Annotated in this window: 14 protein-coding genes; 8 read left to right on the top strand and 6 right to left on the bottom strand. The window is 58.9% G+C overall.

The window, feature by feature from the left end; all coding sequences use genetic code 11:
* Nucleotides 1-112 precede the first annotated feature (112 nt).
* Nucleotides 113-1,873, top strand: a complete 1,761-nt coding sequence (locus KHA73_RS19460; RefSeq protein WP_234586090.1) for an ABCB family ABC transporter ATP-binding protein/permease — start codon at nt 113-115, stop codon at nt 1,871-1,873.
* 38 nt (nt 1,874-1,911) lie between these two features.
* Here KHA73_RS19460 and KHA73_RS19455 read toward each other — a convergent pair whose 3' ends face one another.
* Nucleotides 1,912-2,301: a tautomerase family protein gene (locus KHA73_RS19455; protein WP_234586089.1), complete on the bottom strand. Its 390-nt coding sequence runs from the start codon at nt 2,299-2,301 to the stop codon at nt 1,912-1,914.
* A gap of 127 nt (nt 2,302-2,428) precedes the next feature.
* Here KHA73_RS19455 and KHA73_RS19450 point away from each other — a divergent pair, with 127 nt between their 5' ends.
* Complete coding sequence (locus KHA73_RS19450) at nt 2,429-3,367, top strand: LysR substrate-binding domain-containing protein (protein ID WP_234586088.1); 939 nt, start codon at nt 2,429-2,431, stop codon at nt 3,365-3,367.
* Here KHA73_RS19450 and betI read toward each other — a convergent pair.
* Nucleotides 3,325-3,948 carry a transcriptional regulator BetI gene (betI, locus tag KHA73_RS19445; protein ID WP_234586086.1) on the bottom strand — a complete coding sequence of 208 codons (624 nt, stop codon included), beginning with the start codon at nt 3,946-3,948 and terminating at the stop codon, nt 3,325-3,327. The two genes, KHA73_RS19450 and betI, sit on opposite strands and share 43 nt — an antisense overlap.
* Nucleotides 3,949-4,105: 157 nt before the next feature.
* Between betI and KHA73_RS19440 the strand changes: the two genes are divergently transcribed.
* Nucleotides 4,106-5,650: a BCCT family transporter gene (locus tag KHA73_RS19440; RefSeq protein ID WP_234586085.1), complete on the top strand. Its 1,545-nt coding sequence runs from the start codon at nt 4,106-4,108 to the stop codon at nt 5,648-5,650.
* 6 nt (nt 5,651-5,656) lie between these two features.
* Here the strand turns inward: KHA73_RS19440 and KHA73_RS19435 are convergent, their stop codons facing one another.
* Nucleotides 5,657-6,088, bottom strand: a complete 432-nt coding sequence (locus KHA73_RS19435; RefSeq protein ID WP_234586084.1) for a VOC family protein — start codon at nt 6,086-6,088, stop codon at nt 5,657-5,659.
* Between the two features lie 118 nt (nt 6,089-6,206).
* The gene (locus KHA73_RS19430; RefSeq protein ID WP_234586083.1) at nt 6,207-7,130 is read right to left on the bottom strand and encodes a TIGR03571 family LLM class oxidoreductase; all 924 of its coding nucleotides are present in this window, start codon (nt 7,128-7,130) and stop codon (nt 6,207-6,209) included.
* Nucleotides 7,131-7,797: 667 nt separating this feature from the next.
* Here KHA73_RS19430 and KHA73_RS19425 point away from each other — a divergent pair.
* Nucleotides 7,798-9,063 (top strand): MFS transporter, encoded by a 1,266-nt coding sequence (locus KHA73_RS19425; RefSeq protein ID WP_234586082.1) that lies wholly within the window; start codon nt 7,798-7,800, stop codon nt 9,061-9,063.
* Nucleotides 9,064-9,096: 33 nt separating this feature from the next.
* Nucleotides 9,097-9,906, top strand: coding sequence for a MoaF C-terminal domain-containing protein (locus KHA73_RS19420; RefSeq protein WP_234586081.1), 810 nt, complete (start codon nt 9,097-9,099; stop codon nt 9,904-9,906).
* On the opposite strand, the gene lldD is transcribed toward KHA73_RS19420, so the two are convergent.
* Nucleotides 9,907-11,046 carry an FMN-dependent L-lactate dehydrogenase LldD gene (gene lldD / locus KHA73_RS19415; RefSeq protein WP_234586080.1) on the bottom strand — a complete coding sequence of 380 codons (1,140 nt, stop codon included), beginning with the start codon at nt 11,044-11,046 and terminating at the stop codon, nt 9,907-9,909. It abuts the gene before it with no gap.
* Between the two features lie 222 nt (nt 11,047-11,268).
* A complete protein-coding gene (locus KHA73_RS19410) occupies nt 11,269-12,189 on the bottom strand; it encodes a LysR family transcriptional regulator (protein ID WP_234586079.1) in 921 nt (306 codons plus the stop codon).
* Nucleotides 12,190-12,623: 434 nt separating this feature from the next.
* Between KHA73_RS19410 and KHA73_RS19405 the strand changes: the two genes are divergently transcribed.
* The 3 genes from KHA73_RS19405 to KHA73_RS19395 all read left to right on the top strand — a co-directional run bounded on the left by KHA73_RS19405 (nt 12,624) and on the right by KHA73_RS19395 (nt 14,624).
* A complete protein-coding gene (locus KHA73_RS19405; protein WP_234586078.1) occupies nt 12,624-12,827 on the top strand; it encodes a DUF4762 family protein in 204 nt (67 codons plus the stop codon).
* Nucleotides 12,828-13,014: 187 nt separating this feature from the next.
* The gene (locus KHA73_RS19400; RefSeq protein WP_234586077.1) at nt 13,015-13,680 is read left to right on the top strand and encodes a DsbA family protein; all 666 of its coding nucleotides are present in this window, start codon (nt 13,015-13,017) and stop codon (nt 13,678-13,680) included.
* A gap of 26 nt (nt 13,681-13,706) precedes the next feature.
* On the top strand, nt 13,707-14,624 hold the full coding sequence (locus KHA73_RS19395) for a lysophospholipid acyltransferase family protein (protein WP_234586076.1): 918 nt from the start codon (nt 13,707-13,709) through the stop codon (nt 14,622-14,624).
* Nucleotides 14,625-14,634: the final 10 nt, after the last annotated feature.

The raw sequence follows: 14,634 nt of genomic DNA, 5'->3' as shown, positions 1-14,634 counted from the left end.
CCCCGCTCCGGCTGGAACACCGCTGCGGATTGCTAAGGCTTTTGCCGCCATACATGCCAGAATAGACTAAAGCCGATACCGCCATTCTTACTGAGAAGATAACTATTACATTATGGATCGTTCCCGCTTATTGAAGTTCCTGCTGCCCTACCTGTGGCCGAAAGATAACCCCAAACTGCGTTGGTATCTGGTGGTGGCCTTTATTTTCATGGTGATCGCCAAGATCAGCACCACCCTGGTGCCGCTGGCTTACAAAGCGATGGTCGATGCGCTGAGCGGCGACACCGCCAAAATGCTGGCTATTCCGCTGGGGTTGATCGTCGCCTATGGCGTGGCGCGGGTGGGCGGCGCGCTGTTTGAAGAGCTGCGCAACGTGATGTTTATCCACGTCAGCCAAAACGCCACCCGGCTGCTGGGGCTGCGGGTGTTCAGGCAACTGCATGCGCTGAGCCTGCGCTTTCACCTGGAGCGGCAGACCGGCGGGCTGTCGTTGTCGATCGAGCGCGGCACCCAGGCGGTGGCCACCGTGCTGTCGCGGCTGCTGTTTTCTATCGTACCGATCCTGTTCGAACTGACCCTGGTTTCGGTAATCATGTGGCATATGCTGAACGGCTGGTTCGCGCTGGCGATCCTCGCCACGGTCTGCTGCTATATCCTGTTCACCGTGACGGCGGTCAGCTGGCGCACCCGTTTCCGGCGCGAGCTCAACAAGGCCAACGCCGACGCCAACAGCAAGTCCATCGACAGCCTGCTGAACTACGAAACGGTGAAATACTTCGGCAACGAGGAGTTCGAGGCCGAGCGGTTCAATATGTCACGCCGGCTGTATGAATACGCCGCCATCAAGAACCAATTCAGCTTTACCGCGCTGAACCTCGGCCAGACGGCGGTGATCTCGGTAGGCCTGATCGTCATGATGAGCATGGCGGCGCAGGGCATCGTGCAGGGGCGAATGAGCATCGGCGATTTTGTGCTGGTGAACGCTTATTTACTGCAGCTCTACCAGCCGCTGAACTTCTTCGGTTTTATTTACGCCGAAGTGCGGCAGGCGCTGATCGACATGGAAAACATGTTCGATCTGCTGCAGGAAGAGCAGGAGATTGTCGATAGCCCGAATGCGCAGGATCTGCGCCTCAGCCAGGGGGAGGTGCGTTTCGATGGGGTCAGCTTCGGTTACGATGCGCGCCGGCCGATCCTGAAGCAGGTGAGCTTCACCATCCCGGCGGGAAAAACCGTGGCGGTGGTGGGCGCTTCCGGCGTCGGCAAATCGACGCTTTCACGCCTGCTGTTTCGCTTCTATGACGTGAACGGCGGCGCGGTTTCCATCGACGGTCAGGACATTCGCCAACTGACCCAGGCCAGCCTGCGGCAGGCGATCGGCATCGTGCCGCAGGATACCGTGCTGTTTAACGATACGCTGCGCTACAACATCGGCTACGGCAAAACCGGCTCCAGCGACGAAGAGATAGAACGAGCGGCCCGGCTGGCGCATATCCATGAGTTTATCGTCAGCCTGCCCGACGGTTATGAAACCCGGGTGGGGGAGCGCGGCCTTAAGCTGTCCGGCGGCGAGAAGCAGCGGGTGGCGATCGCCCGCACCATCCTGAAAAACCCGGCGATTTTGGTGTTCGACGAAGCGACCAGCGCGCTGGATACCCAGACCGAACGCGAGATCCAGGGGCATCTGCGCGAGGTGAGCCGTAACCACACCACGCTGGTGATCGCCCATCGCCTGTCCACGGTGGTGGACGCCGACGAAATCATCGTGCTGGAAGCGGGGGAGATCGTCGAGCGCGGTCGCCACGACGAACTGCTGCAGCAAAACGGCCGCTACGCCGCAATGTGGCAAAACCAGTACAGCGAAGATCAATAGTCAAAGCAGCGTAAGGCGGCCAGGCGCCGCCTTACGCCTCATAGTTCACCGGTCAGGTATTGCGCCACGCCGTTGCCGAAGCTCCAATCCCCTTTCGCGTTGGTGACTATCGACACCATCAGATCGCCGCCTTCAATGCCGCAGCTTTCTTGCAACTCGCGACACAGCTCGGCGTAAAAACGCTGTTTCTGCTGCTCGCTGCGCGGGCTGGTGAACACCCTCACCACCACCAGGTTGCGGCTGCGGGTCAGATTCAGGCCGGTGTCTTCGATCACCATCTGATGAGCCTTGTTTTCATGAACAATCTGGTAGCGATCGCGCTCGGGCACCTCAAAGGCGTTCAGCACCGCGCGATGAGCGGCGTCGAGCAGGGTTTTCAGTTCCGCTGGGCTGCGGCCTTCGATAACGTCAAAAGTCAGTAGTGGCATTTTATAATCCTGTCAGTAGGTTAGCCGGCATCTGGCTGCCAGGGCGCTGTCGCCATACTAAGGCGATTTTTTGCGCTGAAGAAGCGCTATACTTGAACTCATTGTTTATAAAAATGAACAGTTGGCGATGAAAAACCCGAAGATTGAAACCCTGTGGACCCACCTGCACTGGCTTACGGTATTGGCGGAGCAGGGCAGCTTTACCCGCGCGGCGGAACGGCTGGAGGTCAGCAAGGCGGCGATGAGCCAAAAGATCAAAGAGATTGAAACCCTGGCCGGGGTGCCGCTGGTGCAGCGCACCACGCGCAGCGTCCGGCTGACCGAGGCGGGGCTGCGGCTGGTGGAGGAGCTGCGCCAGCCGTTTGCCCAAATCAAACAGAGCTTTTCCGGCGTCTGCGACTCGGCCGGGCCGCTGCGCGGGACGGTGCGGGTGACCGCGCCGGTGGCCTTTGCCCGCCAGCAGCTGGTGCCGCGCATCACCGGTTTCCTGCGCGCCAACCCGGAAGTGCGGGTGCAGTTGGAGGTGTCCGATCGGCTGGTGTCGTTAACCCGCGAGGGGTTCGATCTGGCGATCCGCCACAGCGACAGCCTGCCGGAAACTCACGTCGCCTGGCGGCTGTGCCCGACGCAGACGCTGGCGGTGGCTTCCGCAGACTATATCGCCGCGCACGGCATGCCGGCTTCCCCCGCAGAGCTCGAACGCCATCAGTGCCTGTACTATCCGCGCGGCGGCGAACAGCCGGGCTGGCGCTTTGTCGCCAGGGAGGCCGCAGCAGGCGGCGAGATGCGGGTGCCGGTCAGCGGCCCCTTCGCGACCAATAACAGCGAGTCGATACGCGATGCCGCTCTGGAAGGGCTGGGCATTGCCTTGCTGCCCGATTTCAGCGCCCGGCGGGCCCTGGCGGGCGGCCAACTGATCGAGGTATTGCCGGCATGGCGCCCGATTGGCGCCTTTGCCGACGCGCTTTACGTGGTGCGCCCTTATGCGCCGCAGGTGTCGCGCACGGTGGCGGCATTCGGCAGCTATCTGCGCGGCGCCTTCGCCGAGGGTTTTTCCGCCGGCTGAGCGGCGTTTAAAATCCGCGTCACATAGTCGCAGGCGAGGCGGCAATCCTGCTGCAAATCCGTTTCATTGCCGGCCAGGCTGCCGCGCAGCCACAGGCCGTCGATCATCGCCGCCAGCCCGCGAGCGGCCTCGCGCGCCTGCTGCTGCGGCAGCGCACGGCGAAACTGGCTGCAAATATTGGAGTAAAGCCGCCGATCGTTGGCGCGCTGCAGGCGGCGCAGCGCCGGCTGATGCATGCTGGCGGCCCAGAAATCGAGCCAGGCGCGCATGGACACCGCATTGGTCTGGCTGGGGTGAAAGTTGCCCTGAATAATGGCGAACAGCTGTGACTGGCTGTCGCCCGCCGCCCGCGCGCGGCATTCGGCCACCGCATCGCGCAGATCGCGCAGGATCTTGCGCATGGTGGCGTTGAGCAAGCCGTCTTTATCGCCAAAATAGTGGCTGACGATGCCGGTCGACAGCCCGGCTTCTTTCGCGACCTGCGACAGGGTGACGCCGGCCAGGCCAACGACGTTAATCGTCTCGAAGGCGGCGTTAATCAGCTGCTCTTTACGCTGCTCCGGAATATCTTTGCGGTACATTTTTTCCCCGATTGATAAGCAAATCACAGTTTGAATTTGATTGATTGAACGGTCAATCAATACGCTATATGCTGCAAAAATGTCAAATAAATGGCGATACGATGTTAACCGAAGGTTGCATTTAAATCGTCTCTCCTTTGCGCCATGGAACCTGCCAATGACAGTAAACAATCCCTCATCGCCCGGTGAAGAGCCCATCAGGCTCAATGCGCCGGTGTTTTTCAGCTCGGCGGCGGTGATCCTGCTGCTGGGCGTCTTGATCGTGCTATTCCCCGCCGGCAGCAAGCAGTGGCTGAACGGCGCCCAACGCTGGGTGGCCGACGTGTTCGGCTGGTACTACATGCTGCTGATGATCGCCTGCATGGCGTTTGTCTTCTGGCTGGCGTTGTCGCGCTTTGGCCATATCCGGCTTGGGCCGGATGACGAAAAACCGCAGTTCAGCTATCCCTCCTGGGTGGCGATGCTGTTTTCCTCCGGTATCGGCATTGCGCTGGTTTACTACGGCGCCTACGAGCCGCTCGATCACTTCCTGTCGCCGCCGGAAGGCGCCGGCGGCAGCGTGCAGGCGGCGCGCCAGGCGATGGCGCTCACCTTCCTGCACTGGGGGCTGCACGGCTGGGCGCTGTATGCGCTGATCGCCACCGCGCTGGCCTACTTCGCTTACTGCCGCGGCCTGCCGCTGGCGCTGCGTTCGGCGCTGTATCCGATCTTCGGCGAGCGTACCCACGGTTGCGTCGGCCATCTGGTGGACAGCTTCGGTATTTTGGTCACGGTGATCTCCATGGTGACCAACCTGGGGATCGGCGCGTTGTTGGTCAACTCCGGGCTGTTTTACCTGTTCGAAATTCCGCAGAGCACCAGCGTGCTGCTGGCGCTGATTGTGGTGATGATGGCGGTGGCGACGCTGGCGGCGGTAACCGGCGTGGAAAAAGGCATCGCGATGCTGTCCAATATCAACGTCGGCTTCCTGTGCCTGCTGCTGCTGTTCGTCTTTTTGGCCGGGCCGACGCTGAATCTGGTCAACGGCATGCTGCAAAACGTGGGGGACTACCTGACCTCTATCGTCAGCCGCAGCTTCGACATGTACCTGTACGGCAAGGCGCGCCAATGGCAGGGCGCCTGGACGCTGTTCTACTGGGCGTGGTGGGTGGCGTGGGCGCCGTTCGTCGGCCTGTTTATCGCGCGTATTTCGAAGGGGCGCACCATTCGCGAACTGATCTTCGGCGTGTTATTGATCCCGTTGGGGTTCACCCTGGCGTGGTTATCCATCTTCGGCAATACCGCCATCAGCCTGGTGCTGGAGGGCGGGCAGGCGATCCTCGGCCAGGTCGCGGTGGCCGATCCGCCGATGGCGGTGTTCAAACTGTTCGAGTATTTACCCTACACGCAAATCACGGCCGGCTTTACCGTGGTGATCAGCTTTGTGCTGTTCCTGACCCCGGTCGACTCCGGCACCCTGATGATAGCCAACCTTTCGTGCCAGGGCGGCTCCGCCCAGGACGATGCGCCGGCCTGGCTGCGCATTTTCTGGGCGGCGGTGACCACCATGGTCTGCATCGGGCTGCTGTATGCGGGCAGCTTCAGCGCAATGCAGACCGCCGTGGTGCTGTGTGGCCTGCCGTTCTCCGCGGTGATCCTGCTGTATATGGTCAGCTTGCATAAGGACCTGCACCGTTACGCCATGCGCCCGGCGACTTCCTGAAGCAGGCTATTCGCCTTCGCGTGGCCGGTGGTGCACATATTCTATGGTGGTGCCGTCCGGCAGGCGGGCATTGAAACAGGCGCCGGTGGGCACCTCCACCGGGCCAAAAAATATCTCGGCGCCGGCCGCGAGCAGGCGCTGATGGTAAGGATAGATATCATCCACCAGCAGCGTGCCGACGGTGCTGCGGAAAGGGCGCAGGCTGTCTTCCGCGCCTTCCAGGATCAGGAATGGCCCAACGGCCGCCAGCACCAGCCGGTGCTCAGGAAAATCGAAGCGCATGTCCATTTGCACCCCCTGCAGCTTTTCGTAGAAGGCGATGGCGCTATCGATCTCGCCTTCGCCGACGTAAACCCGAATCAGTACTCGCGGCTCTCGCCGTTGTGAAGAGTCGGCCTGTTTGCGCCAGAGGCCGGCCTCGGTCAGTTTTGCCGTCATCGGTTTTCTCCCCATCAGGTGCATCAGCTGCCCATCATGCGCCATTTTTATCCCGGCATTAGATCGAATTGGCATGAGTTAGCAGCGCCGGCGATAAAATGCCCCGGCGGAGAGGGCGTTACGCCTGCGGCCGGTGGAACTCCGGCAGCACCCACTGGCCGATTTCCATCAGGGTTTCATTCAGCGGCCGCTGGTTGCGGCGAAAATGCAGGCCGATGTGGTTCACCCCGGCTTCCTGCATGGCGTTCAGCTCCTGAATTAGCCCGTTGCGCCCGGTTTTGATGCCAAAGCGGTGGCGCTGGACCGGCGCATTGGCGTCCTCGCTGAGATCGAGGTGAATAAAGCTGACGTAGGCTTTGTCGCCGGCCACCTGTCGCCACAGCTTGACGCGCGAAACGTGGTCCGCCGGCGTGCCGGGGTATGACAGCCAGCCGTCCATATTTTTGCCGACCCACTCTGGCGTTTGCTGCGCCAACCCGGCGACCAACAGCGGTGGCGGCGGGTTAGCCGGCAGCATGCGCAGGCCGGGCTGCAGCCCGGTATCGGCTTCACCCTTCAAAATGCCGACGCTGCTGCGGAACGTTTCACCCCGCGTGGCGTAGTCCTGGCCAAATAGCGGATATTCCACCGGCCGATCGCCGCTGGCGACGCCGAGCAGCAGACGATCGCCGCTCAGCGTTTGCAGCGTGGCGGCCGCTTTGCGTACCAGCCAGGGCTGGCGCAGCGGCAGAACCACCGCCGCCGTTCCCAGCAGGATATTGCGGGTCAGGCTGGACAGATAGCCAAGATAGGTAAAGGTTTCAAATACCTGTGCAGCGTCGCCGAAGTCGGGATCGTACAGCGGCACGTCGCGCACCCAGGCGGCGCGAAAGCCGAGCTTATCCGCCAATGCGATCAGCGAAGCGTGTTCGGTCATGTCGGGCACGCCGAACGGGCGGCGATCGCGTTGCCGTTTCAGCTGGCCGCTGGTCGACCAATCATTGTCCAGCGGCAGTTCAACGCCGATGGACAGCGGCCCGCGGCTCAATTTTTCGATGTTCATGCTTCACTCCGGTTCGCGCATGTATTGCTGTGGTGAACGATGGCGTGAAGTTTTGCATGCGGGTTAATTGATATAAACCGCCATAATGGCAATAAATAATTGCTTTTGCGGCAATGGTTTTTGTGCGGTGGGGGGAGGTATTGCTGTGATTCGCATCACGCTCTGTACTTTTACCACAATTCAGCCGCGATAATGTAAAACCAGGGCCAGCCATCCCTCAATGGAGTTAGTTTGAAATTGGCTGTAAAAATAAATTAAGCATATTCAATAAATAAAAAAGATACCGGTAACACCGAGGCGGCATCGGCAAACATGATAATAATAAATATGCTTGAAGCTTTAATTGTTAATCTATTTATGATTTTTGCGTCGAGTTGCATTTCGATAGCCATAAAAGTGCTGGTGGTTTATTTATTTTTAAATATAAACAATATATTAATGGTATTTTCTGTAATATTTCCCGCATGAAATGTACCCGTCTCAGCAATAGTTCCCCCCTGCGTTGCCCAGGTTGACAGTGTGTTAACTTGCGATAAGTTTATATCGTTAACATGTTAATGGATTGGTTTCGATAAGGCGCAAGCCATATTGCTATTGGTTGGGTGTTTTCCGGGCTTGTGGAAATACCTATGGGTATTCATAAGTTAACCTATGGACAAATGACACTATGAATAAATCGTCAGGGCAGCGCCCGGTACTGAGCGAAGAAAACCGATTGCTGGTTATTCTGTTTTTTGTATTCGGCTGTGTGTTTGTCGATCGTTTAACCATTTCATTCTTGTTTCCGATGATCGCCGCCGATCTGAAGCTGAGCAATGTGCATCTGGGCACGCTATCGGCGGTGCTGGCGCTGACCTGGGCGCTGTCGGGCGCCGGCCTGGGGGCGATTGCCGATCGCTTTAATATCCGCAAGCCGATGCTGATTATCTCGATCCTGGTGTTTTCTCTGTTCTCTGCGCTGTCGGGCCTGGTTAGCGGTTTCGCCATGCTGCTGATATTCCGCGCCCTGATGGGGATCGCCGAAGGCCCGGTATTGCCGATTGCGCAGTCGCTGATGGTGGAGAAATCCCAGCCGCAGCGGCGCGGTTTCAATATGGGGTTGATCCAGGGCGCTGCGCCGGGGTTATTGGGCGGGATTATCGCGCCGCCATTAATTATTTATCTGGCCCAGAAATGGGGCTGGAGCACGGCGTTTCATCTGACCGCCGTGCCGGGCATTATTTTGGCCTGGCTGATCTATAAATATGTGAATGGCAAAAAGGATCCGGCTTTCGTCGCGGCGCCCGCGGAGCATAAAAAGGCGGAAAAAGGCGCTTACGGTGAAATGTTCAAAATTAAAAACGTGGTGCTGTGCATTCTGATCTCCTGCGTTTTTGTGACCTGGTTTATGGTCATCATTACCTTTGCCCCTAATTTCCTGGTGAGCACGCGTGGTTTCAGCGAAGGTTCTATGGGCATCATCATGAGCGCCATCGGCGCGGCCTGGGTGTTCTGGGGCGTGGCGGTGCCGGCAATATCCGATCGTCTCGGCCGCAAACCGACGCTGATTTTCTTCTCGCTGCTGGCGATTTGCTGCCCGCTGTTCCTGAGCTATATCGATAACCTGTGGCTGCTGGGCGGGCTGGTGTTTCTGTCGTATACCGGCCTCGGCTGCTTCACCCTGTTTATGGCCACCATCCCTTCCGAAACGGTTTCTCCCGCCCGCATCGCCACCGCGCTGGGGCTGGTGATGGGCATTGGCGAAGTGATCGGCGGTTGCCTGGCGCCCTTTATGGCTGGGTTGATCGCCGATCGCTATGGCCTGGTCAGCGTGATGTGGCTGGCGGCTATCGGCGCCGCCTGCGCCGGGATACTGAGCTGTTTCCTCGATGAAACGGCGCCTGCGGTGGTGAGCCGCAAAGCGTTGAAGATTGAAGGCGTCACCGATATCTGACGCGTTTTCCCTACTTAATCAAGGAGAGTGACTATGTCTGCCGAACAATCCGTCTTGAACCCGAATGCAGAGCCAGACTGGAAAAACTATGATGATTTTGCCCGCGGCATCGACACCAATCGGCTGCCCGCAACGCACGACTGGCGGGGAAAAACGTTGCAAATCGCCTTCGAAGACGGCACTGAGATGACGCTGCGTTTCAGCGCAGACCGGCCGCAGCTGCAGTGGGCCTGGCAAGGGGAGAGTGGGGAGGAGGTTTACGAGGAGGTGCGTACCTCGCCTGCCCACTATTTTTTCAACGTGCCGTTGCAGACCCCCGGCCACGAATGCCTGACGCTGGTGCTCAACAGCGTGAGCGGCAGGGTGTTGGCGGTGCGCAGCACGCTGCTGCCGGAGCAGCGGGTGGCGAACGGTTCACGCCTGGGGCAGAAATTCAGCGTCGGGCAACTGGCGGGCGTAACGCCAGGCGGCGTGGCGCCGCACCTGACGCGCGAGCTGTTGGGCTACCGGACGCTGAACATTTACAGCCCTAACCATTATTACGAGCACTTTTACGTCAATACCGAGCGCTATGCCTGGCAAAACCTGCGCGGCGAGCAGTTTGGCCACGGCGATATGGATTACGCCACCTACTATAAATTTGCAGACGACATGTATCTGTTCACCTTCCGGGAAAAGATCATTCCGGTGTGTTCGGTGTTCTTTTTTGACTTTACCCTCGGGCGCTGTACCGGGATATTCCTTGGGTTGGATGCGGCTGGCCAGGTCATGGTGTCGCCGGCCGGCGCCTTCATCCACAAAATGAGTTACAACCAATATCCCGACGGAGTGCAGCCGCTGTAATCAGCGGGGAGCCACCAGCGATCCGGCGCCGATCTCCGCAATGGTTTTCGCGCCGGTGAGCGTCATGGCGACGCGCATTTCCTTATCGATCAGATCCAGCAGGTTGCTGACGCCGGCGCCGCCGGCCGCGGCCAGCGCATAGACGAAGGCGCGCCCCAGCAGCACGCTGTCGGCGCCCAACGCGAGCATGCGCACTACGTCCAGGCCGCTGCGAATGCCGGAGTCGGCCAGCAGCGTAATATCCCCTTTCACCGCATCGGCGATCGCCGGCAGGGCGCGGGCGGTCGACAGTACGCCGTCCAACTGGCGGCCACCGTGGTTGGAAACGATGATGCCGTCGGCGCCGAAGCGTACGGCATCTTTGGCGTCTTCCGCATCCAGAATCCCTTTGATGATCATCGGCCCCTCCCAGAATTCACGGATCCATTCCAAGTCTTTCCAGGAAATAGAGGGATCGAAGTTGGCGCCCAGCCAGCCGATATAATCCTCCAGGCTGGTGGGTTTGCCGCGGTAGGCCGAGACGTTGCCCAGATCGTGCGGCTTGCCGAGCAGCCCCACGTCCCAGGCCCACCGCGGATGGGTAAATGCCTGCAGCATGCGGCGCAGGGCGGCGTTGGGGCCGCTCATGCCGGAATGGGCGTCACGGTAACGCGCGCCCGGCACCGGCATATCGACGGTAAACACCAGCGTTTTCACCCCGGCGGCCCGGGCGCGCTCCAGCGCGTTGCGCATAAAGCCGCGATCCTTGAGCACGTAGAGCTGGAACCACATCGGCCGGTCGATCGCCGGCGCCACTTCCTCTATCGGGCAGACCGAGACGGTGGAAAGGGTAAAGGGGATGCCTTTTTGCGCGGCTGCGCGCGCGGCCTGCACTTCGCCGCGGCGGGCGTACATGCCGGTCAGCCCGACCGGCCCCAGCGCCACCGGCATCGCCAGCTTTTCGCCGAACAGGGTGGTTTCCAGGCTGAGCTCGGACATGTTGCGCAGCACGCGCTGGCGCAGCGCGATATCGGCCAGGTCTGCGGTATTGCGCTGCAGCGTGTGTTCCGCGTAGGCTCCGCCGTCAATGTAGTGGAACAGGAAAGGCGGGAGTTTCGCCTGCGCAGCGGCCCGGTAATCGGTTGAGGCGGAGATGATCATATTTTAGCTCTCTCTATAACTGTCGCCGGTAATTGAGGCGCAGCAAGCGCCGATACCTAGTATAAATGTAGCGAAAAAGTTAAAAGTAAGAGGCTATTCTAGGCTCAACGGGCCGTGCGGCGCCATGGCAGACAGGCGGTTAATTAGGTGAAAACGGGCGATGGATTATTTCCGAAAATGACCTAATGCTACCGAGGTGCGGCGATAATAAGGCGCCCCGCCTCAGAAATAATGGCTGATATTTTGGTACGCACTAATGATATGTTCGATCAGCAAGCGGGTTTTTAACGGCAAATTGCGGGTATAAGGGTAGACCGCATAAATGCCTAATACCTTGCCGCAGTGGCCGGCCAGAATTTCCACCAGCTTTCCGTCTTGCAAGTCCTCATACACCATGCAGCGCGGCACCATGGCGATGCCATAGCCGCCAATCACCGCTTTACGGATCGCGCGCGCGTTATTGGCCGACAGGTTGCCATTCACCTGCAGCTCATGGATCTCGCTGCCGCCGGGCTGTTTCATCAGCCAGTTGGCGGTGCCGCTTTCCTGATAGGTGTAGGTCAGGCAGTTATGCTCGAGCAGCTCGCCGGCGGAGCGCGGTTCCGGGTGATGTTCAAGATAACCGGGCGAACAGACGATAACCCAGCGAGAGTCCAGAATCGGCCGGGCGATCAGGCTGGAGTCGGGCAGGGTGCCGGTGCGGATCGCCAGATCGACGCCTTCGTCCACCAGATCGACAAAGCGATTTTCCAGGCGCATTTCCACCTTCAGGTTGGGATGCCGCGCGCAAAATTCCGCGACGCTCTCGCTCAGCAACAGTTCGCCGGAAATGGTCGGCACCGACATGCGTATGGTGCCGGTCAGTTCCTCGCTCTTTTCACTGACGGCGTACAGGGCGTCTTGAATTTTGGCGCTGATGTCCTTGGCCTGCTGATAGAGCGCCCGGCCGCTTTCCGTGAGCGTCAGGCTGCGGGTGGTGCGATACAGCAGGCGCGCGCCGAGGGATTTTTCCAGGCGCCCGATGCGTTTGCTGACCACCGAACTGGTGACGCCGGCGGTTTCGGCGGCTTTGCTGAATGAGCCACAGTCGACGATCAGGGCAAACAGAATCAGGTCATTGGCATATTCATGTGTGGCTAGCATGGGCATCCTGTCATCGCAGCGGCGGTTGGCTTCATCAGTGTATGTCCGGCGGGCCAGGAAGCAATCTTTTCATCCTCGATGATCGCGGGCGCCCCTGGTCAGACCAGATCTTTTCTTATTTAATCTGCGTATATTTAAGAATAATCCTTTTAATTTATTGCTGTCACACCGTGAGTTTTGTTTTTTTTTCTTACTTTTTACCGTAATTTTAAAAGAATAGTCCTGCATATAATCATAATGGAATTAAGTAACGTGACGGCTGAACGTAAATAATTGTATTGATCTGTATGTTTGCGCGGGCTATCATTTTTTCGAGGCGTCCTCATTGTCATTGTATTACCACCGTATTTTTTATTTTACAGCATTGCTTCATGCCTGGGGCGTGGCGCAATATGCGGTGTTTTTTTAATTTTAATATATATAAGGATATAGTAATGAAAAAGATCAACCTTTCTGAAGCAGAAAACATCATTGGCGGGACTTTCGTTTGCACTAAAGATTTCGAGTGGGTGGGGAGTGGCAGCAGCAAAACCTGCAACCTGGTAACGACCTGTGCAGACAAGTTCGGCGGCGTTAAGAAAACCTACCGCCCGGCGCCGACGGCCAGCTGCCCGGCGACCCCGACCACGCCTAACTGATCCGCGTTGAGCGATCGCAGCTAGGCTAGCTGTTATCTGGCGGGGCGGTTTTTCCGCCCCGCTTTCTTATTCGGTGGGAGCCGGCCAAAAAATTTATCGGTATTGTTGTCCCTCACGATACTCAACCCCAGGAAATAACGTTCATCCCGGCGGGGGTGCGTTATTCCGTTCGCAGGATGCGTACCTCATGTATAAACGCCCCTTATTATTCATTGGCTATACCCTGATTGTTATTTTTGCTTCATCCTTGATGACGTCGGTTTATTTCCATAAATACGTAATGACCGCACCGGCGGGCGAGAGCCTGAGGTTCATTACGGCGGAACAAGCAGAGAACAGCCCGTTAAAAGATATCAACGCCATTGTCGAGGTATTCTCCTATGCCTGCCATTATTGCGAGGTGAACGAGGGAAACATCGCCGAACTGGAAAAGAATCTGCCGGTCGGCACCCGCCTGATCCGCCTGCACCTCAATGATGCCGAACAATCCGGCATGGCGGCGTTTGCACCGCTGTTCGCCACCCTAACGGTGATGGGCATCGAAGCGCGGCATCGCCCGGCGGCCTATCAGGCAATTATCAAAGACAAGATTGATCTGGCGGATAAGGCGCAGCTGGCCCGTTGGCTGCAGGCGAACGGCATCGACGAGGCCGAATACGCGAAAGCCAAGGACTCTGAACAGGTTAGCGCCATGCTGGGCTATATGACGGCGGTGAGCAGCTATTACCAGATCAATGCTACCCCCAGCTTTATTGTCAACCGCAAGTGGCTGGCGACGCAGGATCGCGATTTCCCGGCCTTCAGCAAGCAGCTGCTGTCCCTGTTGCAACACGATAAGCCGCTGGAGCCATGATGCGCTTCTTTTCCGTCTGGGTGTATATGACGTGGAACAATGCCCTGGCCGACATGGCCCGCTATGCCGCGGCCCTGGCCGGCTTCAGGGGCCGGCTGGCGGGCATCGCGCTGCGGCGCATGGATTACCGCCGCTACCTGAGGCTGCGCCGGCAACTGCATCGCCTTTCGCTGTTGCCGCGCGGCCGGCGTTACCGCAGCGCAGTCGCCGCGGCAAACTACCGCAGTTTGCTGGGGAACGCGGATGCGCTGAATTTTTCCTGGCTGATGCAACGGCGGCGGTTGCTGGATTTTTCCGCGGTATACGCGAAAAACCCGGTGCTTTTGGGCCAGCTGGCGCGCTGTTCCGCACGACTGAATCAGGTGGTGGAGCCGCTGCATCGCTCCGGGGCGCCGGTGATACTGGCGCCGATGCATACGGTTTCCGACGTGCTGGCCGCGCTGGTTGGCGCCGGAGCCTACCCGGGGCTGGCCACGGTGGTTGTTTCGGGCGATGTGCAGGAACATCTGCGCCAGGCGCCCGAATGGCAGGCGCGGCTCGAACTCTGCTCCATTCACGACGATCAGCGGCTGATTGCCGGCCAGCTGACGCAGGCGATGCTGGCGGCGGCGGACCACCGGCGCAACATCATACTGTTCCCGGACATCACGCCGGATTACACCCTGAACAGCAATAAGGATCCTTCGGCCAAGCTGGCCTGCCGGCTGTTCGACCGCCCGGCGCACCTGCACAGCGGCATCGCACGCCTGTCACGCGCGCTGCGCGCCCAGGTGGTGTTTTACGCCCTCTATTATGACGATGGAATCCACATTCAGATCGAGGCGCCCGTCGCGGCGGAAAATATCCGGCGCGCCCTGCCGGAGGTGGTTGAGAGGACGATGGTTCGGCATGCGGATGACTGGCTGTTATGGCATTCGCATTCATTGTTTTTTATTAATGAATAAGTCAGGGATG

The sequence above is a fragment of the Serratia entomophila genome, from assembly GCF_021462285.1.
GTDB lineage: Bacteria > Pseudomonadota > Gammaproteobacteria > Enterobacterales > Enterobacteriaceae > Serratia > Serratia entomophila.
This window is presented reverse-complemented; position numbering and strand designations above follow the sequence as displayed.

Bases quoted from the DNA above. Each gene is read 5' to 3' on its own strand.
- KHA73_RS19460 (WP_234586090.1), top strand. From the start codon at position 113: ATGGATCGTTCCCGCTTATTGAAGTTCCTGCTGCCCTACCTGTGGCCG.
- KHA73_RS19455 (WP_234586089.1), bottom strand. From the start codon at position 2,301: ATGCCACTACTGACTTTTGACGTTATCGAAGGCCGCAGCCCAGCGGAA.
- KHA73_RS19450 (WP_234586088.1), top strand. From the start codon at position 2,429: ATGAAAAACCCGAAGATTGAAACCCTGTGGACCCACCTGCACTGGCTT.
- betI (WP_234586086.1), bottom strand. From the start codon at position 3,948: ATGTACCGCAAAGATATTCCGGAGCAGCGTAAAGAGCAGCTGATTAAC.
- KHA73_RS19440 (WP_234586085.1), top strand. From the start codon at position 4,106: ATGACAGTAAACAATCCCTCATCGCCCGGTGAAGAGCCCATCAGGCTC.
- KHA73_RS19435 (WP_234586084.1), bottom strand. From the start codon at position 6,088: ATGACGGCAAAACTGACCGAGGCCGGCCTCTGGCGCAAACAGGCCGAC.
- KHA73_RS19430 (WP_234586083.1), bottom strand. From the start codon at position 7,130: ATGAACATCGAAAAATTGAGCCGCGGGCCGCTGTCCATCGGCGTTGAA.
- KHA73_RS19425 (WP_234586082.1), top strand. From the start codon at position 7,798: ATGAATAAATCGTCAGGGCAGCGCCCGGTACTGAGCGAAGAAAACCGA.
- KHA73_RS19420 (WP_234586081.1), top strand. From the start codon at position 9,097: ATGTCTGCCGAACAATCCGTCTTGAACCCGAATGCAGAGCCAGACTGG.
- lldD (WP_234586080.1), bottom strand. From the start codon at position 11,046: ATGATCATCTCCGCCTCAACCGATTACCGGGCCGCTGCGCAGGCGAAA.
- KHA73_RS19410 (WP_234586079.1), bottom strand. From the start codon at position 12,189: ATGCTAGCCACACATGAATATGCCAATGACCTGATTCTGTTTGCCCTG.
- KHA73_RS19405 (WP_234586078.1), top strand. From the start codon at position 12,624: ATGAAAAAGATCAACCTTTCTGAAGCAGAAAACATCATTGGCGGGACT.
- KHA73_RS19400 (WP_234586077.1), top strand. From the start codon at position 13,015: ATGTATAAACGCCCCTTATTATTCATTGGCTATACCCTGATTGTTATT.
- KHA73_RS19395 (WP_234586076.1), top strand. From the start codon at position 13,707: ATGACGTGGAACAATGCCCTGGCCGACATGGCCCGCTATGCCGCGGCC.